16 protein-coding genes and 1 pseudogene are annotated in these 16,202 nt (G+C 68.1%); 8 read left to right on the top strand and 9 right to left on the bottom strand.

Annotation, left to right across the window (positions count from 1 at the left end):
* Nucleotides 1-10: 10 nt before the first annotated feature.
* Entirely contained in the window at nt 11-1,291 is a 1,281-nt protein-coding gene (locus IG05_RS0139155; RefSeq protein WP_030348885.1) for a sensor histidine kinase, read from the top strand.
* Nucleotides 1,288-1,956 (top strand): response regulator, encoded by a 669-nt coding sequence (locus IG05_RS0139150; RefSeq protein WP_030348884.1) that lies wholly within the window; start codon nt 1,288-1,290, stop codon nt 1,954-1,956. Before IG05_RS0139155 ends, IG05_RS0139150 begins: the two co-directional genes overlap by 4 nt.
* A 63-nt stretch (nt 1,957-2,019) precedes the next feature.
* Here IG05_RS0139150 and IG05_RS48130 read toward each other — a convergent pair whose 3' ends face one another.
* Nucleotides 2,020-2,157 carry a hypothetical protein gene (locus tag IG05_RS48130; protein WP_158839117.1) on the bottom strand — a complete coding sequence of 46 codons (138 nt, stop codon included), beginning with the start codon at nt 2,155-2,157 and terminating at the stop codon, nt 2,020-2,022.
* Between the two features lie 187 nt (nt 2,158-2,344).
* Here IG05_RS48130 and IG05_RS0139140 point away from each other — a divergent pair, with 187 nt between their 5' ends.
* Entirely contained in the window at nt 2,345-3,352 is a 1,008-nt protein-coding gene (locus IG05_RS0139140) for a sodium-dependent transporter (RefSeq protein ID WP_030348883.1), read from the top strand.
* Between the two features lie 34 nt (nt 3,353-3,386).
* Here the strand turns inward: IG05_RS0139140 and IG05_RS0139135 are convergent, their stop codons facing one another.
* The 3 genes from IG05_RS0139135 to IG05_RS0139125 form a co-directional block, all read right to left on the bottom strand.
* Nucleotides 3,387-3,596: an ATP-binding protein gene (locus IG05_RS0139135; RefSeq protein ID WP_030348882.1), complete on the bottom strand. Its 210-nt coding sequence runs from the start codon at nt 3,594-3,596 to the stop codon at nt 3,387-3,389.
* Complete coding sequence (locus IG05_RS42900) at nt 3,597-3,785, bottom strand: hypothetical protein (protein ID WP_037815639.1); 189 nt, start codon at nt 3,783-3,785, stop codon at nt 3,597-3,599.
* Between the two features lie 143 nt (nt 3,786-3,928).
* Nucleotides 3,929-5,269: a hypothetical protein gene (locus IG05_RS0139125; RefSeq protein WP_234336243.1), complete on the bottom strand. Its 1,341-nt coding sequence runs from the start codon at nt 5,267-5,269 to the stop codon at nt 3,929-3,931.
* Nucleotides 5,270-6,298: 1,029 nt separating this feature from the next.
* Here IG05_RS0139125 and IG05_RS50795 point away from each other — a divergent pair.
* Nucleotides 6,299-6,757: an SH3 domain-containing protein gene (locus tag IG05_RS50795; protein ID WP_030348880.1), complete on the top strand. Its 459-nt coding sequence runs from the start codon at nt 6,299-6,301 to the stop codon at nt 6,755-6,757.
* 190 nt (nt 6,758-6,947) lie between these two features.
* Here IG05_RS50795 and IG05_RS46175 read toward each other — a convergent pair.
* A pseudogene (locus IG05_RS46175) lies at nt 6,948-7,199 on the bottom strand (transposase); the annotation flags it as partial.
* Between IG05_RS46175 and IG05_RS49725 the strand changes: the two are divergent.
* Nucleotides 7,104-7,868 (top strand): ParB/RepB/Spo0J family partition protein, encoded by a 765-nt coding sequence (locus IG05_RS49725; RefSeq protein WP_234336241.1) that lies wholly within the window; start codon nt 7,104-7,106, stop codon nt 7,866-7,868. The pseudogene IG05_RS46175 and the gene IG05_RS49725 overlap by 96 nt on opposite strands.
* An 88-nt stretch (nt 7,869-7,956) precedes the next feature.
* Here the strand turns inward: IG05_RS49725 and IG05_RS0139110 are convergent, their stop codons facing one another.
* On the bottom strand, nt 7,957-9,597 hold the full coding sequence (locus tag IG05_RS0139110) for a glycosyl hydrolase family 28 protein (RefSeq protein WP_030348878.1): 1,641 nt from the start codon (nt 9,595-9,597) through the stop codon (nt 7,957-7,959).
* 213 nt (nt 9,598-9,810) lie between these two features.
* Nucleotides 9,811-12,441 (bottom strand): glycoside hydrolase family 97 catalytic domain-containing protein, encoded by a 2,631-nt coding sequence (locus IG05_RS0139105; RefSeq protein ID WP_078894836.1) that lies wholly within the window; start codon nt 12,439-12,441, stop codon nt 9,811-9,813.
* Nucleotides 12,442-13,139: 698 nt separating this feature from the next.
* On the opposite strand from IG05_RS0139105, the gene IG05_RS48660 reads away from it, so the two are divergent.
* Genes IG05_RS48660 through istB form a run of 3 tightly spaced genes read left to right on the top strand, consistent with a single transcriptional unit; the run spans nt 13,140 to nt 14,998 of the window.
* Nucleotides 13,140-14,003: a Mu transposase domain-containing protein gene (locus IG05_RS48660; RefSeq protein ID WP_234336239.1), complete on the top strand. Its 864-nt coding sequence runs from the start codon at nt 13,140-13,142 to the stop codon at nt 14,001-14,003.
* 57 nt (nt 14,004-14,060) lie between these two features.
* A complete protein-coding gene (locus IG05_RS49720; protein WP_234336238.1) occupies nt 14,061-14,198 on the top strand; it encodes a hypothetical protein in 138 nt (45 codons plus the stop codon).
* Complete coding sequence (istB, locus tag IG05_RS0139095; RefSeq protein WP_030348876.1) at nt 14,195-14,998, top strand: IS21-like element helper ATPase IstB; 804 nt, start codon at nt 14,195-14,197, stop codon at nt 14,996-14,998. Before IG05_RS49720 ends, istB begins: the two co-directional genes overlap by 4 nt.
* 115 nt (nt 14,999-15,113) lie before the next feature.
* On the opposite strand, the gene IG05_RS0139090 is transcribed toward istB, so the two are convergent.
* Together IG05_RS0139090 and IG05_RS46165 are read right to left on the bottom strand one after the other, a co-directional pair.
* Nucleotides 15,114-15,500, bottom strand: coding sequence for a hypothetical protein (locus tag IG05_RS0139090; RefSeq protein WP_234336236.1), 387 nt, complete (start codon nt 15,498-15,500; stop codon nt 15,114-15,116).
* Nucleotides 15,490-15,702: a helix-turn-helix transcriptional regulator gene (locus IG05_RS46165; protein ID WP_030348874.1), complete on the bottom strand. Its 213-nt coding sequence runs from the start codon at nt 15,700-15,702 to the stop codon at nt 15,490-15,492. Before IG05_RS46165 ends, IG05_RS0139090 begins: the two co-directional genes overlap by 11 nt.
* Between the last annotated feature and the right edge of the window lie 500 nt (nt 15,703-16,202).

Raw genomic sequence — 16,202 nt, 5'->3', positions numbered from 1 at the left:
GGTGACGTCCGTGACCACCGATGACATCAGCGGGATGGGACCGCTGGTCGCCCGGCTGTCCCGGGGCGGCCAGCGGTTGCGGCAGGCCGACCGGACACACCCCTGGGTGCTGGACACAGTGGTCGTGGCTCTGGTCTTCCTGATGTTCTGTCTGCCCGACCTGCTGCGCGGCGGTGTGGACGACGGCGACGGCCCGCGCCGCTTCCGGCTCGCCTTCACCGAGTTGCCCGTCGCGGGAATCCTGGCACTGCAGGCAGGACTGGTACTGCCCCTGCTGTGGCGGCGACGCAAGCCCATGGCGGCCTTCGGTGTCATCGCCGCGGTGTTCGTCCTCCAATGGTCCCTGGGCGCGGCGCTGCGCGCTGACGTCGCGCTCTTCGTCGCCATGTACAGCCTGGCCCTGCACGGGCGGCTGCGGCAGCTGCCGTGGGCCGGTGCGGTCATGGCGGGAGCCATGCTGCTGGTCGCGGTCCGCGCGTCCTCGGCCGTGTCCGTCTGGGACGCGCTGTTCTTCCTGCTGAGCACGGCGACGGCGGCCCTCGCGCTCGGCCTCATGGTGCGAATCCGCCGGGCCCAGCTCGCCGGACTCCGGGAGCGGGCCGCCCGGCTGGAAATCGAGCGCGACCAGCGCAGCAGGCTGGCCACGGCCACTGAACGCACCCGGGTGGCGCGCGAGATGCACGACATCGTCGGCCACAACCTGTCCGTGATCATCACGCTCGCCGACGCCGGCGCCTACGCCACCGACATCGCACCCGAACGGGGCAAAGAGGCCCTGCAGCTCATCGGCGACACCGGCCGGCAGGCCCTGGGCGAGCTGCGGCGCGTGCTCGGTGTACTGCGCGAGGCTGGGGACGGTTCGTCGGGTGGGCCCGAGCTCAGCCCGCAGCCCGGCATCGCGGACATCGGCGCGCTGTGCGCCACGGTCCGCGCCGCCGGACTGGAGGTCGTCTACCGGACCTCCGGCGACGTCGAGGCTCTGGACGGCGGGGTCCAGCTGACGGTGTACCGCATCGTCCAGGAAGCCCTCACCAACACCATGAAGCACGCCGCCGACGACGCCCGGGTGCACCTGGCGGTCGCCGTGACGGACACCCGGCTGACCATCCGGGTCCAGGACACCGGCCCGGCCGCACAGCCGGGACCGCCGAACGAGGAAGGGCACGGCCTGGTGGGCATGCGAGAAAGAGCCGCTCTGTATGGAGGCACCGTCGGCGCGGGACCGACGGACGGCGGAGGATGGAGCGTCGAAGCCGTCCTCGACCTCACGCCCCGGGGCAGTGACCGATGACCACCGTCCTCATCGTGGACGACCAGCCGCTGCAACGCTACGGGTTCCACCTGCTCCTGGACTCCGTCCCCGAGACCGACGTCGTCGGGGAGGCCGCCCACGGCGCGGAGGCCGTCCGCAAGACCGCCGAACTGCGCCCGGACGTCGTCCTGATGGACGTCCGCATGCCCGGCATGGACGGCATCGAGGCCACCCGCCGCATCGTCGCCGCCGGCGGCCGCTCCCGCGTCCTCGTGCTCACGACGTTCGACCTCGACGAGTACGTCCACGCCGCGATCCGGGCAGGGGCCAGCGGTTTCCTCCTCAAGGACGCGCGCCCCGAGGAGCTCCTCGCGGGGATCCGCGCCGTCGCCTCCGGCGACGCCGTGATCGCGCCCGCCCTCACCCGCCGCCTCCTGGACGAGTTCGCCCAGTACGTCCCCGCCCACCGGGGTGACGCCGCCGAGGACCCGAGGCTCGTCTCCCTCACCGACCGCGAACGGGAGATCCTCATCGCCGTAGGCAAGGGCTGGACCAATGGCGAGATCGCCGCCCGGTTCGTGCTCTCCGAGTCCACCGTCAAGACCCACGTCGGCCGCGTCCTGGCCAAGATCGGAGCCCGCGACCGGATCCAGGCCGTGATCTTCGCCTACGACCACGGCCTCGCCCGGCCCAACGCGGACTGAACCCGATGAGCAGGCCGCCGGGAAGACCGGCGGCCTGCTCGCTGCTGCCGCGCGCGGCGTCCGTCAGAGTTCCAGGCGGTAGCCGTGCCCGCGCAAGGTGCTGATGCGGGGCAGGCTGCCGGGGTGGACCGAGGCGTCCCCGTCGGTGGCACCGGGTTGTGCGAAGGCGACGTCACCCGGCAGACCGCAGTGGAGCAGCACCCGGATTTTGCCGGCTATCTCGCCGTGATCATGACGCTGTTTACGCCCCGACGCCCGCGCGGCGCCGCCCGGGAGTCTCGGAGAGTTCGTAGATCATGGGCAGGACGTTGCCAGCGGTTGCCTGAGCGCATCCTGCCTGCCGCGCGGCTTCCCGGCCCGCCGGGTCCGGCCTGATCAACATGGGGCCATGCACACCCGCGCCGCGTCCTGGCTGCGGCACCGGCTCGGCCGCGCTGTCGTCCTGTCCTACGCCCTCGCCCTGGCCCTGCCCGCCCCCGGTCTGTGGCTGCGCCGCCCCCATCCCTTGCCGCCGTCGCATCTGACAGTGCACGCCGCGCCGCTCCTGCTGTCCCTGGTGCTGTTCTCGGCCGGGCTCCAGGTCCCCGTCCGCGCGCTGGGTGCCCTGCTGCGGCGTCCGAAGGCACTGCTCGCCGGCCTCGTGCTGCACCTGGCGATCCCGCTGGCGGTCGTGCCGTTCGTCGCCTTTCTCCTGCGGCGCACCCCGGACACCGATGGCGGCAGCGGACTGCTCACCGCGATGATCCTCGTCGTGGTGATGCCCGTCGCCGCCGGGGCGACCGTGTGGACCGATAAGGGCGAGGGAGATCAGCCGACGATGGTGGGCCTCGTCCTGGCCTCCACCATCCTCAGCCCGCTGACCGCCCCCGTGTTGCTGGCGACGCTGTCGCCGCTGGTCAGCGGCGGTTACGCGCACACCCTCGCCGCGACCGGCCGGCTGGCCCAGGGTGGATTCGCCCTCGCTGCCGTGGTCCTTCCCTGCGCGGCGGGCCTGCTGGGTGCAATCGTCCTGCCCGCGCGGTGGCTGGGCCGTCTAGTCACGACGGTGGCGCCGTCGGCCATGGCCGGTTCGCTGGTCCTGACCTACGTCAACGCCAGCGGCGCCCTCGGATCCGTGCTCACCCGGCCACGCCCGCTGCTGTTCGCCGCTGCCCTGGCCGTGGCCGCCCTGGTCTGCCTGCTCTCCTTCGTCCTCGGCCAGGTCGCCGCCCACCTCCTGCGGCTGGAGGCGGTTACCGCCTCGTCGTTGACGCTCGCCTGCGGCATGAACAACAGCAGCGCGAGCGCCGTACTGCTCACCGCGTCCCTGCCCGACAAACCGCACCTGCTGTTGCCGGGCCTCGCCTACGGGCTGCTGCAGAAGACCGCCGCGAACCGGATCGTCACCCGGCTGTGACCGGCTCCCACCGCAGCAGGCACCTGAACCCTCCTCAGCCGTCGCCCTCGGAGCCGAACTCCTCGCGGCGTACGGGGACGAGCAGGGTGAAGGCGGCCGGATGGCGACCGGTCAGGGAGAGTCTGCCGCCCAGAGACCCGGCCAGATCGCGGGCGAGGGACAGGCCGATGCCGGAGCCCCCCCGCGCCGGTGCGGCTGCGGTCGAACAGCCGGGACGCCTCGCCGTCCACCGCGCCCTCGTCACTCACATCGAAGGCGACGGCCTCCCCGCGGTGAGCGCGTCGGCCTTGACCGTCCAGTGCGGTCCCATGCGCTCGATGGCAACGAAAACGGCACGCTGTTGCTTGGCCGCCTGGTACGCGATGTTGAAGGTTTCCTGCTCCGTCGCGTCCGGGATCAGATCAGCGGGGCAGGGTGCCGGCAGGGGCTGCATGAGACGCATCGTTCCAGAGCAGGTGGCCCGTCGTAACACCGACACTGGGGGCGTTGGGCCCTGGTGCACCGGTGTGGCGCAGTTGGTGACCGGTCCTGTACAGGTCCCTTGAACCGGCCACCAGTTCAAGGCCCCGACCCTCCTCAGAAGCGGTGGCTGTGGAGGTCGCCCAGCAAGGTGCTGAGTTGCTTCTCCTGTTCGGCGGCCGGCGCCGGCCGAATGTTGCCGTGGTCGATGGCGTACGCCTTGAGGACCTCATCCATCTGGCGGTCGAGCAGAGTCCACGTGGTGTTGTTGACCGCCTGCAGCGAGGTGGTGTCGGCGTCCCAGTCGTCGCGCATCTTCTGCACGGTGGCGTGGGAGGCCGCCGCCGTCCCGGCCCGGTCCTGAGCGATCGCCGTCTGGGCGAGCTTCTCGTACTTCGCCACTGCCGCGGTCGTCTGCTTGCCGGTCATGGCGGCCTTCGGGCAGGCCGGCATCGTCTCGCTCTGGCCGGTCGGGTCGCAGGTGACATGGGGCTGGTTGTGAGCCCAGATCATCAGCGCGACGGTGCCAGCGGTGATCACTGCCAAGCCTCCGAGCGCGATTCGCTCCTTGCGGGCGTTGGTGGCCGGCGGCTCGTGCGTCGTCTCGGAAGTCTCGGCGACGTCCCTGCGACTGATCGTCAGGTAAACGACCGTGGCCAGGATGGCGCCGAGGAAGACCAGGCTGGTGGTGAAGGTACCCAGGCCAAGTCCCACCGGCTCGCCGGGGTTGGCCGCCGCCTTCTGGGAGGCGAGCCAGTCACCGATGTTGGCGCCGAGCGGCCGGGTGAGGATGTAGGCCAGCCAGAACGAGAGAACCGGGTTGGCGCCGAACCTCCACAGCGCGGTGATCGACGCGATGAGGCCCAGCGGCAGGAACACCGACTGCGCGGGCGTCCAGTTGGTCAGCTCCAGCGTCCAGTCACCCAGGGCGGTACCCAGTGCGAACGTCACCAGGACTGTCAGCCAGTAGAACGCCTCACGCGGGAAGGTCGTGATGCTGTGGATCGACAGCGTCCGCTCGCGCAGCCACCAGACCCCGAAAACGACGGCCAGCAGGACCGAGAACACCGTCGAGCTTAGCCACAGCGGGACCTGCTGCTTGTCGGTGAGCATGTCGGTGTACAGCGTGCCGGTGACACTGACCACCACCACGGTGAGCCAGTACGGGAACGGGACGTAGCGCTTCGTGCGGAACTGGATCGCCAGCACGATCGCGAAGACCGCGGTGAACAACAGCATGGTGTTGGTCAGGCCGAAGCCCAGCGTCTCGTTGATGTAGTCGGCGAAACTCTCGCCGACGGTCGTGCAGAGGATCTTGATGATCCAGAACCAGACCGTGACCTCGGGCACCTTGTTCAACAGGCGGCTGCCCGCGACATGACGAGCAGTCGCGGTAGTCGTCGAAGTTGTCATGCAATCCTCACATGGACGATGGCAGCGCGGAGGGGGCACCCTCACGTCTGCGGAACGGTAACTGTCTACAATCTTGTAGACAAGCGAGGACTTTCATGTGTGCCTGTCATGACCGGGGGCACACCTCGCTACGCTCTTACGCGATGTGAGGAGCGCTGGACGGCACGTCGACCGATTCCCTCGGACGGCCTGCCCTCCTGACGCACAGAGATCGTTCTGCCACTCCCCATCCAGTACCGGCGACCTGGTGCAAGCCCCCTTCGGCCGGTTGTTCGCCGGATTGCCTCCGGTCCCCTTGCCGGGTGCCGAGCTCTGGAACGACCAGCCTCTCGGGTGTCTCCTGGGTCATACCGGACGACTGTGCCAGCGGGAACCTGAACACATCCTGACTGTGACCCGTTGGTCACTCGCGTCGTTGATCGTTGCCGGTCACAGTTACAGGACGCTCCTCGCAACGGTGCCCAGGCCGAGGCCGCCGTCGTCGGTGGGCTGGGACAAGTACGACGCAGGGAGAACGCGCGCGGTGCGGGCTGAAAGCGCTGGTCACAGCCAGGTGTGCCCCGCAGGCCAGGTGTTGCACGGCATCCCCATGCTGGTCCACGCGCGCGGCTCCCACGGCGGGGCGCTCTACATGTGGGGAAGGGCTCATAAACCGAGGCAGCTATGCGTGTAACAGCGACTGAGTGGCCGACGACTGCCGTGAAAGCCCAGGTCAGGTCAGGATCCCTACCCAGAGAGCGAGGTAAGCAGGCCTGTTGCGGAGACCTTGAGCCCCTCCGGACGGGGAGGGGGCTCCTGTCAGATCACCACAACATGTGGTGCTTGAGGTCCACGAAAAAGTGCATCCCTCACTGGGCAGCGAGCGACTCCGCGTAGCCGGCGTGGTGACGACGGCGGCAGACAGCGCACCAGGAGAACGTCGTCCTGGTTGTGCTCCTCGGCTTCGTGCCGGCGTCGGGCGGCGGCTTCCCCACGGCGGAGCGCGAGGGCGGCGAACATGGGCGTACGCACTCGCCCGGGTGATCTTTCGGCCGCATGCCGTGACGGCCGCCGCGAACTGAGGTTTGGCGGGGCGTGAAGCGACTGATCCTCGTGGCCGTGGCCGTGGCCGTGGCCGTGGCCGTTGTCCTGTCCGGCACGGTCGTGGCCGTCCCGCAGGCCTCGGCCAGCCCCCTTGAGCAGCCCCCGACCACCTTGGCGCGGGCGGACTTCAGCGAGTGTGGCTATGAGGTCATCGACACCGTGCGGCTGCGGACCGGGCCCGGGACCCGCTACACCGCCCTCGGCCTGCTGCACCGAGGTGATGCGGTATATGCCTCTCAGACCCGGGGCGGCTGGTACCGCGTCCGCCTGGCCTACGACTCCGGCAGCGTCCGGCACCCGCAAGTCGTCAGGGCTGCGCGAGGGCACCACGGGATGGGTGGTCAAGCGAGCGCTGAGGCCGAGCGTGTGCACACAGTTCGACTGACTCAGACGCCGGGTCGGACCGGCGGTGTCCCTCCCTGCACTCGAACCCCAGACGTTGGGGCATGACTCGGCTGAAGCGGTCCCGGCCCGGCAGGCTCCGGCGAGACTCTGGTGAGACACATCCGAACCGCGCCCTACGGAGCCCTCGATGAGCGGAACAGCCGGCCCCCGGCCGACACCGCCCGGCAGCAGCTGGACCCCGCGGCCGCCGACGCGGTCCGCGCGTACGCCGCCCGCACCCGGGCCACCGCTGCTGGCCCCGCTCGCCCGCGTAGACGAGGTAGACCGCGACCTGGGCGTTCTCGATCCGTCTGGCCGTGCCGGTGTACTGGCGCTGGACCCCGACGGTGCGGGTGCCCTTCTTCACGTCGCCGCTCTCGTCGACGACCAGCACCGCAGCCTCCTCACGGAGGTGCTCGACGACGTACTCGCGCACGTTGCCACGGATGGCATCGGCGTCCCAGACCGCCCGGCACAGCAGGTGTTGCATGCCGTGCGGGCTGGCCTCCTGAAGACCCACGGACAGAAGCAGGCGATCACGGTCATGAACCGTGACGCCTACATCAAGGTCAACCCCGGCCAAGAACACGCCCTGGAGCCGGACACCACCCACGTCGTCGTCGACGGCAGCAGCCGCCTCGCCGCCGCACGCGAAGCCGGACTGGCCACCATTAAGGTCATGGTCAGCGACGACCTGGGCTCCACCGCGGAAGAACTTCTCGAATCCGCCCTCGTCGCCAACATCCACCGGCAAGACCTCGACGAGATCGACGAAGCCCGCGCCCTGCAGCGGCTGCTCGCCATCCACGGCAGTCAACGAGCCCTCGCCAAGCGCCTTCACCGGTCGCAAGGCTGGGTGTCCCAGCGCCTGGCCCAGCGCCGTGCCTTCGCCGTGGCGGTCGCCGAGCTCACGGGCGATGCCAGCAGCCTGAGTGGGGGCGTCGATAGCCTCCTCGAACTGCCGCACCTCCCGCAGGGCGAGGCCAGGCAAAGCCCGGCCCTGGACGCGCAGGTGCGTGCAGGGCCGGGGCCGCAGCCGACGTCGCATCGCGGGCCGGCGGCCGGGAGATGCCAAAAGGAGGGCGGGGAGGTCAGAACGGCGTATCTCCGGGGTAGTCGCCCGCCCACGGTGGGGTCGCCGAGCCCTGCGCGGTCAGTGGGTGAGGCCTTGGTCTGAGACCCGACTGAGGCTTCTCCGGGCCGCTGTAGGTGTGTCCACAGCAGTTCGGTGACAGATGGGAGATCGGCACTCGGGCAGTACGGGTCTACGGCCTGATTGTGACGGGGCCGTGGTCCGAGAGGTTGGTGAGATTCATCTGACCGAGCGTGGTGGCGGGGGTAGAGCTCGCTGGCATCACGATGTTGCTCAGGGTGATCCCGGTGATGGGGGCACCGGGCTGGCCGTTGATGCGCCCGGCCGTGGTGCCGGCGTTCCGGACCTTCACGTCCGAGATTGTGACACCCGTGACCGGTCCGACGCCTTGCGTGTTTCCAGTCATTAGCGCCAGCCACGTCCGGTTGCCGTCGTTGGCGAAGTCCAGCCGCTCGATGTCGATGTCGTCGAAGCGGATGTTCGTAGCGCTCGACGCTCCGTACTTGTGGTGGACGCCGATGCCGACAGCGGCGTCGTAGACGACGACGTGCTTGAACGTGACGTCGTCCTGGGGCTGGATCACGCCTTGGCCCACCTTGACTCCGTAGCAGTAGGTCCAGGAGACCAGGTCATCGAAGGTGACGTGCTTCAACGGACGTGCCGTGCCGGGGACGGCTTTGTAGATGTCGGCGACATCGCCCCAAGTCTTGGTGCTGAACGGGTCGTCGAGACCGATGCCGATCGCGTGGGTTACGGTGACGTTCGTGGACTCGGTGACGTCGATCCCGTCGTTCTCGCCCATGTCGAACCTGTTGAAAAACTTGACGTTGCGGAACGTCAGGTTCGAGGAGCGCAGCGGGATGACCGCCCAGCTGCTCGACTCCCGGAACGTGATGCCGTCGACCGTGAATCCGTCGGTGTAGATAGGCATGAGGAGGTTCACGCCGAGGTTGCTGGGCTTGAGCGAAGCCGCTCCGTTGCCGTCGATGATCCCCCGGCCGTAGATCTTGATGTTCGACGACGAATAGCGGGTGGATATGAACCAGGTGAGGTCACGTCCCTGGGAGTTCTTGTGGCCGCCCACCACGTAGTGGTCGGCCTCTCCGGTGTAGCGGAGCACCGCGCCGGGGGCCAGGTAGAGGGCGAGGTTGCTCCGCAGGTATATGTTGCCCAGCGTGTAGACACCGGCAGGCACGTAGACGATACCCTGCCGCCCGTTCTCGGTGCCCCACGCGGCGGCGTCGTTCAGTGCGGTCTGGAAGGCCGTCGTGGTGTAGGCGCCGGTGTTCGGCTGCACGTTGTACGGGGCGCTTCGCACATTGAAGATCCCGGTGCCGCTAGGCGAGGGACGGCCGGACTCCGCCGGGTCGGCTGCGATAACCAGGTTGGGGCGGCCGTCCAGCTTGACGATCAGGTAGTCGTCATGTTGCACGGTGAAGGTCAGGGTCGGGCCAGTGACCGACCCGCTGATGTTCAGCTTTTGCGGGCTGATGCTGTAAGAGCCGATGTCGGTATTACTGGTCTTGGTCACCGCCATGGTGGCGGTACCGCTTCCCAGAGCGAACTGGGCGATGTCGTAACCCTGGTACTTGGTGACGGGCACAGGCGTTCCGTTGACGGTGAGCGTGTAGTCCGTCGACGGCGGGTAGACCGACGCGACTGGGTATGCACCGACGCTCGCTGATGCGGCTTGCACGGGATGCGGGATTCCTGCAAGGGCCGCGACGGCCAGCAGGAGAGCGGTCAGTCCGAACGCCAGGGTGCGCGCGGCACGACGCTCGGCTCCGCCGGGCGCCGTGAACGGTGATCTCATTCCAATTCCTTCGGGCTGGTGCAGTCGCCTGCGATGGCGGGCGATCGGGTGAGCTGGTCGGGTAGGTCGGTCCGGTTGGCCGGGCAGTGTCCGGCTCTTATGCACGGGTCAGGCCGAGTATCGGCCGCTTTCGCGACCCAGCGGGTCTCAGACGCCGTGGCCAGCAGTGCCGGATACACCGCATGAACGGGTTCCGGTCCAGTAAACGGGCTGTCAGCTTCTGGTCCACACCTGGTTGGCGCTGCCGTTGCAGGTCCACAGCTGCAGCTGGGTGCCGTTGGCCGTGTCGGCGCCGACCGCGTCCAGGCAGGTGCCGGATTTGAGGTTAACGATCGTGCCGTCGGATCGGACCCGCCACTTCTGTCCGTAGGTGTCGTTGCAGTCGTAGATCTGTATCGCGGTGCCGTTGGCGTTGGCTCCGCCCGCTGCGTCCAGGCAGCGGTTGGCGAAGACGGTGAGTTCACCGGTCAGGGTGGAGAACCAGGTCTGGTTGGTGCCGCCATTGCAGTCCCACAGCACCGGGCGGGTGCCGTCCGACTGGTTGCCGCCGGGGAGGTCCAGGCAGCGGCCGGACCCTTTCCCCCTGTAGGCGCCGGCAGTATTGGCCCGGTACCAGGTCTGGTTGGGGTTACCGTTGCAGGTCCAGATCTGCAGCGGGGTGCCGGTGGTGGTGCCGCCCTCGGCGGCGTCCAGGCACTTGCCCGAGTGGGGGTTCACCACCGTGCCGTCGTTGCCTACGGTCCAACGCTGGCCCGCGGAGTTGTTGCAGTCGTAGATCTGCACCGCCGTACCGTCGGCCGTGGCTCCGCCCTTGACGTCAAGGCACTTCGCACTGCCGTAGACCGTCAACTGCTCCGTCGTGGAGGCGGTCCAGGTTTGGTTGGCCTGGCCCTGGCAGTCCCACAGAGCCACCTGCGTGCCGTTGGTTCGGCTCGCCCCCGGCACGTCCACGCATAGACCGGACTGGCTTCCCCTCAGCGCGCCGGCCTGGCCCGTGGGGGAGCAGGTAGACATGCCGGACGTGTAGGGGCACAGCGCTGTTACGAAGCCGCCGTTGGCAGCCATTGCCACTGACAGGGTGTCGGCTTTGGTGACGACGCGGGTTTCGTGGGTGAGGCCTCCGGCGCCGTCGCGAACGGTCTCGGCCAGCCACTGCCCCGAGCTGAGGAAGGACAGGGGTGTCTGATAGGTCTTGGCGGACACGGCGGAGATGCCACCGACATACCAGTGGCCGCCGGCTCGACGGGCCAGGTACGCCTCTTTGCCGGGGCTGCCGCCGAGCAGGCGTGTCTCGTCCCAGGCGGCGGGGAGCTGGTCGAGGACACGCAGCGCCTCGGGGTGTGCCTCGTAGCTCTCGGGGCTGTCGGCGAGGTGCTGCCAGCCCGACTCGAACACGACGGAGGTGGCCAGTTCGTGGGCATCGGTGGTGTCACGGGTGGTCATGCTGAACACCACGGGCGTGAAGTCCATGCTGGAGATCACATTTCGGGTGTAGGGCAGGATGGTGTCGAAGGCGGCTCGGTTGCGGACCTGTTCCGAGCCGTACACCGCCTCGGCAGTGGCCACCTGCGGCCACGTGCGCTGCATTCCGCGCGGCATGGCGGTGCCGTGAAAGTTGACCACGAGCTTCAGGTTCGCGGTCTGAGTGAGTAGGGCGTCGTACCACTGCAGGGTCGGCTGGGAGTACTCGTCGATGAAATCGATTTTCACCCCGGCAACTCCCCAGTTCCTCACCTGCGGCAGCCACTGGTCGCGCTGCGCTGCGGTGCGCAGGTCCGAGGAGTTGAACCACAGGATGACTTGCACGCCTCTGGCCTTGGCGTAGGACACGATGTTCGGCACCCAGGACGATGACCAGCCTTCGTCTATGAGGACGTAACCCCAGCCGTGACGCTGGGCGAAGTCGATGTACTGCTTCTGCCGGGCCTCGCTGGACGGGCTGCTGTGTTCGCTCAGCCAGGACCAGGCCACGGTGCCGGGCTTGATCCAGGAGGTGTCGGAGACCTTTGAGGGCGCGGCCAAGTCGTCCGTGATCGTGGACTGGGTGACGCTCGCCAGGTCGCCGACTGCTGCGGTGCGCCACGGCGTCGAGAGTGGCAGCGTGGTGGTGATTCCGCCCTCCAGGTGAGCGGTGTAGGTGGCGGAGCCGGACGTGTGGGACAGGTAGGAGGCCGCGTACCGGCCGTCAAGGTCCGTTTCGGCCACGAGCGCATATGCGTTGCCGATCCGGAACAGCGCGGGCAGGTGGTAGGTGTTGGTGGGAGCGCCACCGGCGGTGGTGGCGAACCACTGGCCTTGGTCCTCGCGGTCGGGCGGCACGAGCCATGCGTTGGCCGAGGACGGGACCGTCCAGGACGACGCCTCACCGGTCACGGTCACCGATCCGCTGCCCGGCAGTACGTAGCGGTAGGCCACGCCGGTGTCTGAGGCACGGACCACGACGTTGAGCCGGGCACCGCCGGTACCCGAGAAGGACAGGGTCGTCTCGGTGTAGGCAGTCTGCCGATTGCGCTGTTTACCCGTGGTCATCGTGTACGACTCGGTGACCGTCCGGTCATTGCGCTGCAAGAACGTCAGGTTTCTCGTCAGGTCGGCGGCACTGGTGCGGATCCCGATCGGGGATGGTGACAGGACGGTCTGGTCATGGCTCGTCGCGGCGAAGGTGAGCGTGCCGTCGTCGTGCAGCGTGATCTGCGCTGCCGTCGGGGAGCCTGCGGACGGGCCGGTGACGGTCCAGCCGGTGGCCGCAGCGGCTGTGTGCGCCGGCAGGACTACGACAGCAAGGGGCAACAGCAGTGCCAACAGACAGCGCTGAAGCAGGCGTCCGGGTGGAGTGATGGGCATGGGCGTCCTTCATAGGGTGGAGGGGTGGTGACGACAGGCCGTGTGGCGATCGTCGGATGACGGGGATCCGGGGTGTGCCTGCCCCGTATCTCCGCCTGGGAGGGGTGGACCACTGTTGGTCAAGGCGCCGTTGCAGCCCCGCCCGTCGGTCGGTGTGTCGTTCGGCAGTGCCACAGGGCGATGCCACATTGGGAGTCCGCCGGGCCGTACGGGTGTGAGGGGGGTACGGCCCGGAGGGGGCGAGGGGTGGCTAGCACGGCCGGCGGATCTGGTGGCGTCGCAGGTGCAGGTTTCGATCTCTCCAGCGCCGCGTTATTGGCTGTCCCGTGCCCGGCCGCATTCAGGCACTTGTGCCGGATCCGACGTCGACCACGCTGTTTGTGAGGGCACCCGCCACTAAGAATCTGCGGCTGCTGAGCGGCTGGATGGTGGCGTAGCGGCAGGGAGTTGCCCCGGCGTGATCGATTGCACGGATCCCGTGGACCGTCCGGCCACCTTGTTCACGATGCTCGTGGTCGTTGCCGTCCGGACCGGCGGCACACCGGCCGAGAGAAGGCCGGCTAGAAGAGCTATGAGCCACAGCGGCAGGAGATCACCCAAGCTTCGTTGCACAGCGTCGTCCGGGGGGCTGCCTATCTGGGCGAAGACGTCCGGTGGGCCGGGGGGCGTTCTTCGAGGGCCACGTTCACGCTCTCAGCGTGCTGGGTGGGGCGCCGACCGGCAAGGTGCGCTATGACAACCTGCGGGCCGCGGTGGCCCGGGTGCTGGGCCTGTCACGGGCTCGTGTGGAGAACGAGCGGTGGACCGCGTTTCGTTCGCACTACGGAAACGAAAGCATGTACTGCATCCCGGGACTCGAAGGCGCCCACGAAAAGGGCGGGGTGGAAGGCCAGATCGGCTGGTTCCGCCGAAACCACCTGGTCCCCGTCCCGGAAGTCGGCTCCCTCGCCGAGCTCAACGCCATGATCGAGCGGTGGGACGTCGAGGACGATGCCCACCGCATCAGGTCACGGCCGAGGACGATCGGCGAGTACTTCGCCGTGGAGCGGCCGCTGTTACGGCCGCTGCCGGACGAGCCGTTCGAGACCGGCAGGCTGTTCAGCTTGCGGGTGGACCGATATGCGCAGGTCAGCGTACGCACGAACCGCTACTCGGTGCCGGTGGGGCTGATCGGCCGCACCGTTCGGGTGATGCTGCACGCCTCCGAGGTCGTCGTCTACGACGGCCGCAGAGAAGTCGCCCGGCACGAACGGCTGATCGCCAAGGGCCAGGCCCACCTGGAGCTGGACCACTACCTGGAGGCCCTGGTCCGCAAGCCCGGTGCCTTCCCCGGCGCGACCGCGCTGGAACAGGCCTGCTCCGCAGGCAAGTTCACCCCCGTCCACGACGCCTGGTGGGCGCCGGCCTGCAAGGCCCATGGCGACCGGGACGGCACCCGGGCCCTCATTGAAGTCATGCTGCTCGGCCGCCATCTCCATCACGAGTACCTGGTGACCGGGCTCGCCGCGGCCCTGCGGGCCGGCGCCCTGACCGCGGACGCCGTCGCGCTGGAAGCCCGCTGAGCGGCCGAGGCTGACGAAGTACCGCCCGTCGCCGATCCAAAGCCGGACCGGGCGACCGTGACGTTTCTGACCGAACGGCGGCTGGCCCACCTGCCGCCCGACAACCGGCCGCTGCCCTCGGTCGCGGCCTACGACCAGCTGCTGCGACCGCGGCAGCGGCCGGACCGTTCCGCCGTCGAGGGAGATTCACCATGACGACGTTCAAACGCCACCGCGGAATGACCGAGCAGGCCGCCGATGCTGCCGTCGATCAGGCATGCCGCATGCTCCGGCTGCCCACCATCCGAGCCCAGTTCCCAGAACTCGCCGAAGCCGCAGCCCGCGACCAGATGTCGTATCGCGGCTTCCTCGCCGAGCTGCTGATGGCCGAGTGCGACGACCGGGCCCGGCGCCGTTCGGAACGACGGATCAAGGCCGCCGGCTTTCCTCGTGAGAAATCGCTGCGGGCCTTCGATTTCGAGGCGAACCCCAACGTCGACCCGGCGGTCATCCACACCCTGGCGACCTGCGAGTGGGTCAAGAAGGGCCTGCCGCTCTGCCTGATCGGCGACTCAGGCACCGGCAAGTCCCACCTGCTGATCGCGCTGGGCACCGAGGCGGCGATGGCCGGCTACCGGGTCCGCTACACGCTCGCCACCAAACTCGTCAACGAACTGGTCGAGGCCGCGGACGAGAAGCAGCTGACCAAGACCATCGCCCGCTACGGCCGGGTCGATCTTCTCTGTATTGATGAGCTGGGCTATATGGAGCTGGACCGCAGGGGCGCTGAGTTGCTGTTTCAGGTCCTGACGGAGCGTGAGGAGAAGAAAAGCGTCGCCATCGCCTCGAACGAGAGTTTCAGCGGCTGGACCAAGACCTTCACCGACCCCCGCCTCTGCGCGGCCATCGTCGACCGCCTCACCTTCGGCGGCAACCTCATCCAGACCGGCACTGAATCCTACCGCCTCGCCCTCACCCAAGCCCGAGCCGCCGCCCAGGACTCGGCCGGCAAGTGACGTGCCCGCCATTGGCCACGCCCGGTCAGCTCGCCCGGCACCGAGCTTCGGTAACCAGGCTGATCGCGTTGCCCGGTCCGACGTACGGTGACGAACCGTTGGAGGCGACAGGGTCTCAGGTATGCCGAGACCAGAAGACGACGAACGCGACGTAGGCGATGGCGGCGGTGGCCACGAACCAGAAGTACGGATCGCCGCTTCGTCCGGATGCCAGGTCACCGATGAAGGCGCTGAGATTCCCCACGGTAAGCACCACGCCCGTGCCGGCCCAGGCTCGCCCTGCGATCCTTGCGAAGCGCTCGTCAGGTTCCTTCTCGGTGAGGCCCTGGTAGGTTTCGCTCCGGCGTCCCAGCAGCATTAAGGCGAGACTGCAGACCGCCAGGATCCCGAACGTCACCAGGCCGAGAGCGAGGCGGCCTCCGAAAGTCGCGGCCACGAGGCAGGCGCCTCCGAGGACGAGGAAGAAGCCGGGGACGGACCGCCTGGCTGTGTTATTGGTCATCTGCTGGGCCCTCATTGGCATGAAACATCTCCTCAACGCTGACCTCGAAGAACTTGGCCATGGACAGGGCGAGCGGCAGGGAAGGTGTGTACCGCTCGGTTTCGATGGCGTTGATCGTCTGCCGGGAGACCCCGAGGGCCGTGCCCAGTTGGCCCTGAGAGAGCCCTCGTGACGACCGCAGTTCCCTGACGCTATTTCTCACATGTAAAGCTTACTTGTCACCTCTGGGTAGTTGTCAAGCTCGCTTTACAGGAAGAGCGAGGCTCGCACGGCCCCTGGGCACCGTGTCCACCGTGCTGATGGCCAGTCCGGTATGGAACGGAGAGTGCATCCCTGACCACTCCTTGGACGGCCACAACCCCGCCCGCGAGCGCGGCTCCAGCTCCGAGGCGGTGTCACTTCTCACCGACATTTCGCGACGCTGTGATCGACAAACGCTGTCCGAATTCGTCGACAAGCGGTGTCAGGTCTCGCCTACAGAGCCAGGTGGCTTCGTAGGTGAAAACGGACACCGTCTGTATCCGAGTTTGGACACCACTTGTCGATCACAGAGCCCGAAAATGTCGGTGAGAAGTAACACCACTGCGAAGTGGACGCGGCCGACTTACAGGGGCTAACACAATGAGGTGGATCGCCGCTGACTGCCGTGTCTGCAGTAGAAGTCGAGCGTTCAACCTGAGTGTGGAGAGCTCGCCGTGGGTC

It is taken from the genome of Streptomyces sp. NRRL S-1022 (genome assembly GCF_000720135.1).
Taxonomy (GTDB): Bacteria; Actinomycetota; Actinomycetes; order Streptomycetales; family Streptomycetaceae; genus Streptomyces.
This window is presented reverse-complemented; position numbering and strand designations above follow the sequence as displayed.